Raw genomic sequence first — 12,121 nt, 5'->3', positions numbered from 1 at the left:
GTAGGAGTGTTGCCAAAATTGGTGCCAAGCAAACGAAATGACAAATAACCATTCCGATGACGCGTTAGAGACCCTTCTCTGTGGAACAACCCCAAGAGTTGTTCATTTCTCCGTCAGATCTCCCTTCTGAAGCATTTGTAAAAGAATATCTTTATGTTCCTTTGAAAGCTGTAACAAGGGAAAGTTTCTATCTTTAATAAAGGCATTAATCATATGTGCTTCTTGTTTTGCAAGGTCATATAGAGATTTGTCTATTGTGCCATTAAGCAATGCTTCATTGAGTTCTTCTACATCCTTTTGGATGACTTCTCCTGATGGCAAGACGACAATGTCTAAGTACAAATCATCCATCCAAGGCACATTATCCTCACTCACACCGTTTGTATAACAAATATCAATATACCATTGCACAATGTGCCCTTTTTCATCAAACATCGTCGTTACTGAATGATGCTTATCGCTAGGGAATTGTTGAAGCCATAGATATCCGTCATTTACGATGCAAATAGTTTGGTCAGCGTATTTAACGTACAAGGGCTCTTTCACTTTATCCACCTTCAGAAGTGACAAGTACCCTTTAAAATGATCCGTTTCAAGATAGGACTGTACATAGTCTCTTTCCAGTATACGCGTCCAATCAGAGCGGTCTCCATATTTTCTCTTCAAGAGTGCATCTCCCTCCTGTGAAAATGACTTGCACGCTCATGCTGTTTTAAATGAACGTATGGGGGAGAATACCGCTACTCATTCATGTACTCCCCATTTCCCATTAGTAAGGCCCTCACTTCTAATTTACATGAGGAACGAGCAAAAAGGGGGGATATTTTGAATGTTTTCTCTTTTTTCGGTACAATTCAAAAAACAAAAAGGAGACGGGGAAATAGGATGAGCAAGGTGATTCTCTTCATTACCGGCATGTCCGGGACTGGTAAGACGACTATTCTAAGCCACTTAAACCAGAAGGGCTATAAAACCATCGAAACAGATGACCACCCCTTAGTAAAGAAAACCTACAATCCAGTCCTTAAGGAAACGGATTGGATCTGGGATAAGCACAAGATCCAATCCATCCTCAACGATCATACAGAGGGGATCTTATTTTTATCAGGAGCCGTATCCAACCAAAGCCACTTTTACGCCTACTTTGATGAGGTCATTTGTTTTTCCGCTCCTCTTGAAACAATCCTGTCCAGGGTTGAAAAGCGAACGACGAATCCGTATGGAAAAACGGAAGCCGAGAGAAACGACATTATCGATAACTTTGAGCGATTTGCAGGCATCATTCAAGCTTCTGCCACAGTCACGATTGATACGACAAGGGACATTCATCAAAATGTAAAAGAGATTGAAGCATTGGCCTTGTTGAGGCTGAGCAACGCGGAATGACTCCGCTCCTACAACACTTTCTTCTCTGTTGGAATCGCCTCGAAGCGATTCGCACATGAGTATGCCCATGCCTTCGCGCCTTGATTTTCCAATTCAAACATGGTAAGGTCTAAGAACATTAAACGAAAGGGATGATGGGTGGACAATGTACAGCTAAACCTACGTTTTCGCATTTGAAATGACTCTAATTTCAAGTTGAAAAAACCTAGGATTAGTCTGCCCAAATCTCTCTAGATAACTAGATAGCGTAATCGCTACATAGCTTATTTAGGTACGGTTATTACATGACTAATCCTTCCAATACCATTGGGAGGATTTTTTGAATTCTCCCTGACTAGAAGGGATGATTGCATGATCGAACTCTTGCAACTACAAAATGTCAGCTTTGAGATCAATGGCAGCCCATTGCTTACCAAGCTAAATGCTACCGTCCATCAAGGCGATGTCATTGGGCTGATCGGCAAAAACGGCGCCGGCAAATCAACATTGCTGCATTTGCTGCATCAGGACCTAACACCGACAACTGGACACATCAAGCACCTCCAAAACAACCTGAGCCTCTCCCTCGTGGAGCAGGAAAACGACGCCTTTGCATTCGGTGATGTTGGCTCGCAGGACGTTGCTTTGTTAAGTCGTTGGAATGTTCCTGCCAACGAATACAGCACACTCAGCGGTGGCGAAAAACTTAAGGCCAGACTGGCGAAAGGCTTTGCCACATCTGCTGATCTTTTGCTGTTGGATGAACCAACAAATCACTTAGATGACCTGAGTGTCGACGTTCTTATTGAGCAAATGAAACAGTTGAACTGCACGCTCATTCTCGTCTCCCATGACCGCTATTTTCTAGACAAAGTCTGTACGGACATTTGGTCCCTTGAGGAGCAAACGCTCATTGCTCATACGGGAAATTACTCAAGCTATATGGAGGAACGGGAGCAAAAGCGACTGACCCAGCAGCGCGAATATGAGAAACAGCAAAAAATGAAGGCTCGTATCGAAGGCCAAATGAAACAGCTCACCTCCTGGTCAAGCGCGGCTCATGCGGCCTCAACCAAACAAGAAGGACCAAAGATGGGCTTGAAGGAATATCATCGTGTCAAAGCGAAAAAAATGGACGCGCAAGTGAAATCGAAACAGAAGCGGCTTGAAAAAGAACTTGAGAAAATAAACGCTGAAGCTGTTGCCCCAGACGAAAAGGTGCAGTTTTCAATGAAAGCCAACACAAAGGTAGGAAGACGTTTCATGGAAGTGACGAACCTCACCAAGTCCTATGGCGAGACCACTCTCTTTAAAGAAGCGCAATTCACAATCCAGCATGGGGAAAAAATTGCTCTCATTGGTCCCAATGGCAGCGGGAAAACCACCTTCCTGAGAATCGTCATGGGCCAGGAGGAGGCAACGGGCGAAGTGTGGCTGTCCCCTACCGCAAACATTGGCTATCTCACACAGGATGTCTTTGATCTACCTCTTGATCAGACACCTAAAGAGATCTTTTACCAAGACAACTATGCCGACAGAGGCCGCGTGCAAAACTTGATGAACCATTTAGGCTTCAGTGCCTCTCAATGGGCAGAGCCCATTCGCGACATGAGCATGGGCGAGCGTGTGAAGTGTAAGCTAATGGCGTACATTTTAGAGGAAAAAGATGTGTTGATTCTAGACGAACCGACCAACCACCTCGATCTCCCATCGCGCGAGCAACTTGAAGAAACGCTCAGCCAATACAACGGAACGCTGCTCATTGTCTCGCACGATCGTTATTTTCTTGAGAAAACAACAGACACCGAGCTTGTCATCGCGGATAAGAAAATGCACAAAAAAATCAATGCACCCAAGCCGCCTCAAGACAATCAAGCAAACGAAGAGTTGCGCCTAACCTTGGAAACAGAACGCCAGGAAGTGCTCGGCAAGCTCAGCTTCTCGCCACCAGCCAGTAAAGAGTACCAGGCACTGGATGCCCGATTTAAAGAACTGACGGAGACGATTAAGACGCTTTCGTAGGTATTGATAAACCCTTACGCTATTGAAAAAAGCCGGGGATCCTCCCTGGCTTTTTCGAAATCATTCTAATGCAACTTGTCTCATCATGGAACATTATAAAATTACAGAAGGTAGAATTTGAATTAAGATGATTAAATTAAGTCATTATTTCAAGTGTTCGGTAGAAGATACTTTTTATGATGAGGAGTGATTGTATGTCAAAAAGAACGCTTTCACTAATTTCAATGGGTTTGGCTCTATGCTTTGTCCTTATTTCAATCGTTTTTCTGTTTTCTGGACAAAACCTGTGGGTGATCGGATTGTTAGTACTAGGAACAGCCATTAATTCTCTCCTGGAAATAAAAATAAAGGGAGTTAACGGGGTAGAAGATGAACGCTACCATCATATTTTTCAAAAAGTATCTGTCTACACAAGCAGGATTACTTTTTCAGCCGTGATTATTATGTGTATCATCCACTTTTTTTTCATCCAAATAAACGCTTCAATACTATTAGTCCTATTAGTATTAACCTATTACATATCTGAGTCCGTGAGCACATGGGTGATTTCTAAAAGGTATTGAATCAAACTGCCAAGATGAATGGGGCTTTTTATGGAAGCAAAGAAAGTCATGGTGGCGGAGAATATGCGCATGTGGCCTCGCAGCAAAACCTGAGTATGCTGAATGTGAATCTATCTAGCGACCGCGCCCTATTGATTTCTTGTGCAAACAGCAAATTGAATGAGCACGGCGGATTTAAAAAACCAGACGTTATTGGCTGACCTAAAAGCAGTGATTGGCAGTTTGATTGAGCAGATGTAGGCATGTGATAAACGGGAAGATAGTTTGATTTAATTAATCGCTACATTGCTCGTTCACTCCGAAATATGGAAGGATCCGTTTGGTCTAATAGCTAATCACTTTGTTGGTCGCATTATTCGTTTTACGGTATTTAGAACCAAATTCCGCGGTAATATTGGAACGAGCTTAGCCGCCAAAGCGTTAGAAAAACCGACCACTTTGAAATGCCGCTTCTCCTCGATGGCTTTGAATGCATGATGAACGACATCGATTGGTTCCATTAGCTTCCCTTTTAAATGATCTGCTCCTGAGCGTTGATAAAAGGCGCTTTGGGTTCCTCCAGGACATAATGTGATGATTTGAACCTTCGTCTCATTGTACTCAGCCGCTAAGGCTTCAGTAAACGAAAGGACATACGCTTTTGTTGCACCATACACTGACATAAATGGCGCAGGTTGAAATGCAGTCATTGATGCCACGTTAAGAATAACCCCCGCATTTTTGGCTAACATCGGTGCTAAGAAGAGATGAGTTAATTCTGTAAGAGCGATGATATTCAACTGAATTTCTTTATTGATACGCAACATATCTAAGCGGTGTGTAGTGCAAAACAATAGTGCATAACTTTGCAAGCCGATATTTCGTTGCAACTTTACACGGAGAGTTGGGCGTGCTAGCCTTTTTGGCAAAGCCAAAGCCTTATGGCGCATGGCTTCTTGGCGTTTAGTGCATGCCCATAGAGGCTCCGTGTCAAGTTGCATTACTATGTAGGAGCAATTGCAATGTTATGCATTTCTACATTGCCTAACACAAGCGGTCAAGATAGTCTAATGTCCCAACTCCTGCATTGTTAATAAGGATGTCTACCTCTTTGTTATTGTCTTCTAATTCGTTATATATGACTTCAGCTGCACCTGATTTTGCTAAATCAATAGAGAGTACTTTTACGTTCACATGATACAAATTTTTCAGTTTAGTCGCAAGTTCCTCTAATTTCTCTTTTGAACGTGCAACCAGAATTAAGTTTCCTCCTTTCTTGGCCAGTTCCTGTGCAAATTCCAGACCGATGCCCGAAGAAGCTCCTGTAAGTAAGATCGTTTTGTTTGCGTAATCCATGATAATTTCATCCTTCCTATAACGTTTAAACGTTTAAACTTTTGATCATTTAATGCCTATAAAAACATTCTAATCGAAAGTAAGAATTAGAATGTTGATCAATCTTCTTTATTTTGCATAATTACTTCGGCACTCTCTACAATCCTCTTTAATTTTGCAATGACTGAATCACCCAAATTTAATGAGTAGAATACTTCCGTTTTCACTTTGTTTGAGCTTAAAATACCTGCTTGCTTCAGTATTTTAAGGTGGTGAGAAATAGCAGGTCTTGATAAATGCGACTGTTCAACGACCTCGGCAACATTCATACGTTTTGCTATCATAAACATTAAAAAAATATCCTGTCTTACAGGGTCTGAGAAAGCTTTGAAGATATCTGTAGAATCACGAATCTCGTCTATTAATTCCTTTTTTCTTGTCAATAATGTCTCTTCATTGTTCATCAGCAATAACCGCCTGTCAAAATCAAATGATCATTCATTTAATTATTTAACTATATAAGCTCATTAGAAATATGTCAATGGTTTCTATGATTAACCCTTGTCTAACACCATTCATTTGAACATATTTCTTTTGATTAGCAAGAACAAATGTTCTATAATGAACATATATACATGGGGGTGTTATGAATGAGGCCTGAGTTAATGAAAGAGATTGATGTTGACCAGTTTAATGAGTACTACTGGCTGAAAGAAGAATTACAACAATTTAGTAGAGCACATGGTTTGAGTGCTACAGGGTCGAAAATAGAGTTATCTAAGCGAATCGAAGTTTTTTTGAAAACAGGAAGAATAGAAAAGCCGATTCGTAAAGCTACAGGAGCTAAAAAAACAGAAGCTCCTCATCAGCTAAGTCTAAATACAGTGATTACTGAAAACCATCGTTGCAGTCAACACGTTCGAGCCTTTTTCAAGAATGAAATACCTAAGTTTCATTTCTCTACGTACATACAAGATTATTTTAGAACTAATGTAGGAAAAACGTATCGTGATGTGATTACGGCATGGCATGAAGAAGAAATAAGAAAAAAAGACCCCTCTTACAAAAGAGAGATTGGGCCACAATTTGAATACAATTTGTTTATAAGCGACTTTTTTTCAGACCCTAAAAATCAAGGAAGAAGTCGCAAAGAAGCGATCAGTGCATGGAACAAAATTAAGCAGCTACCTGGCAGCAACAAATACGCGTCTCGTTCCGAAGTGTGATCCTGACGGAGAATAAATCGGCTATGTGTTCAAAAAAGGAGCGTACAGAATGCTAAAAGAAAATTACCATATTGCTGTCCCTACTTCATTTTCTCAAAATGAAGAATTAGAAGTAGACAACACCATCAATCACGTCCAAAACCTATACGAGCAAGGAATTAAATCTGTCCTCGTTTGTGGGACTACGGGGGAACAACATAGTCTTACTGTAGCAGAAAAAATAGAGCTCATTGAAGCTTTAGATGACCATGATGTAACAAAAAATATGGAGATTCTTTTTGGCGTGTCCGCTGTGAGACAAAAAGATGCAGTGATTCTTGCTAAAGCCATTCGAAAGTCCAATATTGCTGGAATCATGCTAGGGTTTCCTCCCTATATTGTCCCTACCCAAGATGAGATGATCACGTATACGACAAAAGTTATTGAAGCGGGGCAAAAGCCGACAATCCTCTATAACAACCCGCCAAGAACAGGATTTGATTTAGCAGAAGAGACGATGATCACTTTGTTTAACAATGTTGATCTTATCATCGGGGTGAAAGAAGCTGGTCAAAAAAGCAATGACTCCTTAGCTCATATAAAAAAGAGCTGCCCAGGAATTTTTCTCTATGCAGGTGGGGAAGTAAATCTCGAGAGTAAATTAAAGAGTGGCTTTAATCGACTATCGTCTATTCTAGGAAATGTTGATCCAGAAGGAATACGCGAGTGGTTCAATCGGTTGCAGCTAGGTGAGGAAGATCAACTTAAAGATCAAAAGGTCACCCATTTACTCCAATCATTGTTCACTGATTGTTCTGTCATCATTCATATTAAAGAGGCATTAAACAAACAAGGTACCCAAATAGGCATATGTAGAAGTCCATTAGGAATTAAGAAACCCTGACTTGTTTCGTCAGGGCTATACATATTTACTTTCTCTCTTATTATGATTGCGGCTTCGATTCGACAATGTCTCCATTTTCATACACATCATAAAATCCGACGGTACCCGAACCTCCACTATCAATGTATGCTTGGCTTTGAGCTCTTAAAGAGTAGAACTGGTTGCCTTCAGCATCTTTATGAAGCTCACCATTACTACTGAAGACGAGATCATCATTATCCAGTGCCTCTTCCGCATAAGAAATAGCAGTCTCTACAGGGAATTCGCTATCGTTATGCTCAGAGAAAAGAGCTACCCATGTATTAATACCTACAATGCCATCAGCTGTTAACCCATGAGCTGCTTGAAACTGTTTTACTTTATCCTTTGTGTCTGGTCCAAACACTCCATCGACTTCGGTTTCAAACCCAGCTTGACTGATTGTAAATTGAACGAAATCAACTTCATTTCCATACGTCCCCGTACGACCTTGTGTTAATGTAGGTTGATGTTCAGGGGCAATCATTAATACAGACTCTAATTCACTTGGTAATTGTGACTCTTGTACAACTTGTTCACTAGAGGCGGATACCGATTGAATGGGCAATGGGGCTGCCACAAGCGCCACCGCCGGAATTACAGCTAACCATTTCTTTTTCATCATAATCTCCTCCCAATTTGTGAACTTACTACAGAGTTCCCTTTCCAACAGAAGAAATAAACATGGTAATGAATTGGTACACATTGTTTTAGGTTTCTTCGTTATGGAACACAGGCTCAATGACGCCTATTCTCTTGCATCAATCGGCTTAATTAAAGGGGTTGAACTTCCCAATATTCCTTGGTAAGTCACAGTCATTCCGTAGAACCTTTTAGATAATTGTTGGAACAATCCCTCCATCCATACGAATAGGAGAACCTTTGAATGCTCCAGCATATGGACTACATAAAAATGCAGTTAATCTACCAATTTCATCAGGTCTAATAAATCGTTGTAATTCCGAATGAGCTAAGTTCTCTTTCATAAACCTAGCCTCTTTATCCAAAAAGTCCATGTCCTTATCTTGAAACATCTCTTCAATTATTTGTTTCACATTCTCTGATAATGTAGGACCTGGCATGATTGTGTTTACCGTCACGTCTTTCCCAGTCGTCAACTTAGACAGACTTTTTGCTAGAGATAACAACATGGATTTTGTGATGGCGTACTGAGGCATAAGTCCTGAGGGCATAACGGCTTCCTCGCTTGCAATAAACATAACTCGGCCAACGTTTCTTTCTAGCATTTTATACAAATAAAATTTAGTTAATGAGTTCGCTACCGCAAAATTTGTTTGAATGTATTTTTCCAATACCTCTTCATCAACATCTTTATAATCCATCATTTCATAAATTCCTACATTGTTTACAAGAATATCGATATCAGGATACGTATTAATGACTGCCTCTCTTTCAATCCTATCCAAAAGGTTCGCTTTTGCATTTTGGGGACATGTGTCTGGAAACTTGTTCTTAATTTCTAGGACCGTGTTCTCTACTGACTCTTGATCCCTACCATTAATTAAGACATGAACACCTTCTCTTGCCAATGCAATGGCTATTGCTTTCCCAATCCCCTTCGTAGAACCTGTTATGAGTGCTGTTTTATTTTTTAGTTTCAAATCCATATCGCATTCCCCTATAATGAGTTTTAATGTCAGCCAATAAAACAAACAATGACTGACTACTTATAGGCTACATTAAAATAAATAGAATAGAACTAGTTTCAAATGACAGTGTTCTCGTACTTAACGCCACACTACGAGGAATCAATTACAATACTTCGCGGGAAACGTGATTTAATGAGCAATTAGAATCTCTTCGCCAGTTCGTGGGTGTATCGTTCTCCCAAAGTCGAAAAGCACGGTAAAATGAATTTTGATCAGTATAACCAACCAAATAGGCAATTTCTTTAATGGATAAAGATGTAGTAGCGAGATAATCTAAAGACTTTTCACGTCTCACTTGCATGAACAACTGCTTGAAATTCGTTCCTTCATCGTTTAATTTACGTTGCAACGTACGACTTCCTGTCCCCATCTTTTTCGAAATTAATTCAATACTTGTATTCTCATTAGATAAGTTATTTCTCAACATCTCCTTAACGTGCTCCGTTAACGTTTTACTGTTTAGATGTTCTGATAGCATTTTATCTAAAGTGGGGGTTAACATGGAAAGCACTTCTTCATTTGACGAGGCAAAAGAATGATCTAAATCACTTCGCTTGAGAGTTAGTCGGTTGTATAGAGATCGAGTCTTCACCTTACAGCCAAAAAAGGATTCTAAAATCTGACTGTTATCTAAAGAAAATGTGACCTCTAACTGCATCGCATTCATCTTTAATCCTGTACCTCTGCGTCCAACTTCCAGAATAGACGCTAACGTAGAACCTATTAAAACGGGTGGTATATTTTCATCATTTACATGACCTAGGTCAATGTAGCTTTTATTTCCCTTCTCTTGGAAGGTTAAATTCTCTGGAGGACAGAGTTTTTTATATTTGACCATCTTTTTTATAGCCTCTCGATAGGTGCTTGCATGGTAAATTGCCATAAAAGAAGGAGGATATTTTGATATTTTATACGCATCTACCATTTGAATAATAGCTTGAGACGTATCACCAATGAATTCCTCATATACTTTCCAGATCGCTAAATAGTGTGACCTTTTTAAAACGAGCGGCTCTTCTTCCGTTAAAGAGATCGGCAGTTTCGCTTTACAAATGACCTCATGATGATGAAGCCCCAATGACTTCAAACTTTCCCAAAAGCCCTGTGGTATTTTAACAAATCCATCTGAGTGACTATACAGTGCTGCTCCCTCCTTCAATCAAACCGTTCTTGTGAAATGATAAGAATAAGTGGTTTACATAGATAATACTATCATCTTAGCAAACAATATAACGAGATAAGTTCCGATTTCTAAATTACGGGAATTGGAAAAATAATAAAATACGTGCGGAGTAGATAGATGTAGGTTAGACATCACTTAGCATGAACGAAATCAGAAGCCATCTACATGATCACGAAGGACCGTGCATCAGGGGTTCAGGTATGCGATGCGATACAATTGAGAAACAAGCTTTGGAAATAGCGGTTATGATAAGCGATGCAATCGTCAAACAATTTCCTAGGATGTCCTTGTAAGGAACAACGTGTCTTGACTTAAGTCAATGAAATAAAATGTCTCCACATGTACACTTAGATTAAAAAGCGACGTGGAGGACATAACATGTTAGCCTACGAAACAGAAAGAACCACACTCCGTCAAGTTTCCGTGATCACGGGAGTTTCCATGCTGATTATGGTGATTTGTGCAGGGATTGCTGTTGGTTTGGTCAATGGTCAGTTAATCATACCAGGAAACCCTTCTGCCACAGTAACCAATCTTCAGCAATCCTTTCCTTTATTCACTTTAGGGGTTTTCTGCTGGCTTGTTATTATTATTTGTGATGTCATACTTTCTTGGTCATTTTTTATATTCCTTAAGCAAATAAACACGAGTTTATCCTTACTTGGCTTGTTATTCCGCCTGATGTATACTGCATTCTTGGGTGCCGCTACGTTTCAATTAGTACGTGTCATGAACCTTTTAAATAACACTGAACGTCTATCTTTTCAAACTGAGGAGCTAGCTTCCTTAACGATGCTCTCTATGGAATCTTTTCAAAGCATTTGGTCTTTCGGCCTCATTATCTTCGGATTTCACTTGTTCATCGTCGGATGGCTTACTTTAAAAGCATTATTTATTCCTAAACTGCTCGGCTATCTTTTACTTGTGGCGTCTATCAGCTACATAATGGTTCATACAATGTATCTTTTTTTACCTTCCTTTCACTCCATCACCCAGACACTTGAATCGATCCTATCCATCCCTATGGCTATTGGTGAACTTGGTATCGGAATGTGGATGCTCTTTCGAGGAGGCAAGCAAAAAGAGTAAACCCCTTCCTATCATGTTTGGTTTACTCTCTTTTTAATTCTGCTTAATGATTCAGGCGTCATCCCCAAATAACTTGCTAACTGATGTTGAGGGACGCGCTCTATGAGATCAGCTTTTTGGGCTAGTAACGCCCGGTACCTATCTTCAGGAGTAGCTGATACTGCGTTGGCTCGTTCATCCTGTTCCGCCCCAAAATTTTGTTCGACCATCGAGCGCGTTAGCTTTTCAAGTGCTGGGATGGTTTCATACATTGATGATTCTGTTTCCAACGAACCCACGATGAGCACAGAATCTTCTGCGCACGTAAGAGAATAAGGACTTTCTGTTTTGGTCTTGAAACTATTAAACAGAACTACCGCTTGTTCTTCTTTATAAAAGTTAGAGGTCATTTCTCTGCCTTCAGCATTAATAGAATACTGTCTAATTAATCCTTTTAACACAAAGTAACAGGCCGTGGAAATCTCCCCTTGTTTAAGAAGCGTGGTGTGTTTCGGGTACGTGGCTACTTGAATAGTTTCCATGATCGCCGATAGCTCTGTCTCACTAAATACCGCATGTTTTTCAATGAAATGCTTAAGCAGCCTATGTGATGGCATATCTTGTTCAGCGTTTGTTGTCATAAGAATCACCTCAGTTATAATAATAGATAAAATTCACCCTTTGTCTTAATTATCCGAGTACCTTGTTACAATATCACTAATGTTGCATAAATAATTTCATAAAATTCTGTTCTTTATTCATCGCGGGTAAAGCAAAAAAAGGAGAACCTGAACGAAAGGTGATCTGTC

General features: G+C 40.1%; 14 protein-coding genes. 6 read left to right on the top strand and 8 right to left on the bottom strand.

The window, feature by feature from the left end:
• Positions 1-102: 102 nt before the first annotated feature.
• Complete coding sequence (locus tag EV213_RS07370) at positions 103-666, bottom strand: ribonuclease FAU-1 family protein (RefSeq protein WP_133579882.1); 564 nt, start codon at positions 664-666, stop codon at positions 103-105.
• A 219-nt stretch (positions 667-885) separates the two neighbouring features.
• Here EV213_RS07370 and EV213_RS07365 point away from each other — a divergent pair, with 219 nt between their 5' ends.
• The 3 genes from EV213_RS07365 (at position 886) to EV213_RS07350 (ending at position 4,150) form a co-directional block, all read left to right on the top strand.
• On the top strand, positions 886-1,386 hold the full coding sequence (locus tag EV213_RS07365) for an AAA family ATPase (protein ID WP_166639204.1): 501 nt from the start codon (positions 886-888) through the stop codon (positions 1,384-1,386).
• A 351-nt stretch (positions 1,387-1,737) separates the two neighbouring features.
• Positions 1,738-3,387 (top strand): ribosomal protection-like ABC-F family protein, encoded by a 1,650-nt coding sequence (gene abc-f, locus EV213_RS07360; protein ID WP_133579880.1) that lies wholly within the window; start codon positions 1,738-1,740, stop codon positions 3,385-3,387.
• Positions 3,388-3,946: 559 nt separating this feature from the next.
• On the top strand, positions 3,947-4,150 hold the full coding sequence (locus EV213_RS07350) for a hypothetical protein (protein WP_133579878.1): 204 nt from the start codon (positions 3,947-3,949) through the stop codon (positions 4,148-4,150).
• Positions 4,151-4,285: 135 nt separating this feature from the next.
• Here EV213_RS07350 and EV213_RS07345 read toward each other — a convergent pair whose 3' ends face one another.
• The 3 genes from EV213_RS07345 to EV213_RS07335 form a co-directional block, all read right to left on the bottom strand.
• Entirely contained in the window at positions 4,286-4,858 is a 573-nt protein-coding gene (locus EV213_RS07345) for an SDR family NAD(P)-dependent oxidoreductase (RefSeq protein WP_166639202.1), read from the bottom strand.
• Positions 4,859-4,973: 115 nt separating this feature from the next.
• Positions 4,974-5,285 carry an SDR family NAD(P)-dependent oxidoreductase gene (locus EV213_RS07340; RefSeq protein WP_133579876.1) on the bottom strand — a complete coding sequence of 104 codons (312 nt, stop codon included), beginning with the start codon at positions 5,283-5,285 and terminating at the stop codon, positions 4,974-4,976.
• 98 nt (positions 5,286-5,383) lie between these two features.
• On the bottom strand, positions 5,384-5,728 hold the full coding sequence (locus EV213_RS07335) for an ArsR/SmtB family transcription factor (RefSeq protein WP_133579875.1): 345 nt from the start codon (positions 5,726-5,728) through the stop codon (positions 5,384-5,386).
• 186 nt (positions 5,729-5,914) lie between these two features.
• Here EV213_RS07335 and EV213_RS07330 point away from each other — a divergent pair, with 186 nt between their 5' ends.
• Positions 5,915-6,490 carry a DUF6434 domain-containing protein gene (locus EV213_RS07330; protein WP_133579874.1) on the top strand — a complete coding sequence of 192 codons (576 nt, stop codon included), beginning with the start codon at positions 5,915-5,917 and terminating at the stop codon, positions 6,488-6,490.
• A 49-nt stretch (positions 6,491-6,539) separates the two neighbouring features.
• Complete coding sequence (locus tag EV213_RS07325; RefSeq protein ID WP_133579873.1) at positions 6,540-7,373, top strand: dihydrodipicolinate synthase family protein; 834 nt, start codon at positions 6,540-6,542, stop codon at positions 7,371-7,373.
• A 40-nt stretch (positions 7,374-7,413) separates the two neighbouring features.
• Here the strand turns inward: EV213_RS07325 and EV213_RS07320 are convergent, their stop codons facing one another.
• From EV213_RS07320 to EV213_RS07310, 3 genes are all read right to left on the bottom strand, one after another.
• Positions 7,414-8,016, bottom strand: coding sequence for a peptidoglycan-binding domain-containing protein (locus tag EV213_RS07320; RefSeq protein WP_243740023.1), 603 nt, complete (start codon positions 8,014-8,016; stop codon positions 7,414-7,416).
• Between the two features lie 208 nt (positions 8,017-8,224).
• Entirely contained in the window at positions 8,225-9,019 is a 795-nt protein-coding gene (locus tag EV213_RS07315; protein WP_133579871.1) for an SDR family NAD(P)-dependent oxidoreductase, read from the bottom strand.
• 145 nt (positions 9,020-9,164) lie between these two features.
• Entirely contained in the window at positions 9,165-10,220 is a 1,056-nt protein-coding gene (locus EV213_RS07310; protein ID WP_133579870.1) for a helix-turn-helix domain-containing protein, read from the bottom strand.
• Positions 10,221-10,622: 402 nt separating this feature from the next.
• On the opposite strand from EV213_RS07310, the gene EV213_RS07305 reads away from it, so the two are divergent.
• Positions 10,623-11,333 carry a DUF4386 domain-containing protein gene (locus tag EV213_RS07305; RefSeq protein ID WP_133579869.1) on the top strand — a complete coding sequence of 237 codons (711 nt, stop codon included), beginning with the start codon at positions 10,623-10,625 and terminating at the stop codon, positions 11,331-11,333.
• A gap of 11 nt (positions 11,334-11,344) precedes the next feature.
• Here the strand turns inward: EV213_RS07305 and EV213_RS07300 are convergent, their stop codons facing one another.
• Positions 11,345-11,953, bottom strand: a complete 609-nt coding sequence (locus EV213_RS07300; protein ID WP_243740022.1) for a Crp/Fnr family transcriptional regulator — start codon at positions 11,951-11,953, stop codon at positions 11,345-11,347.
• Between the last annotated feature and the right edge of the window lie 168 nt (positions 11,954-12,121).

The sequence above is a fragment of the Aureibacillus halotolerans genome (assembly GCF_004363045.1).
Classification (GTDB): Bacteria; Bacillota; Bacilli; order Bacillales; family DSM-28697; genus Aureibacillus; species Aureibacillus halotolerans.
Note: the sequence above shows the minus strand (reverse complement) of the source record. Positions and strands in the feature narration are given on the sequence as shown.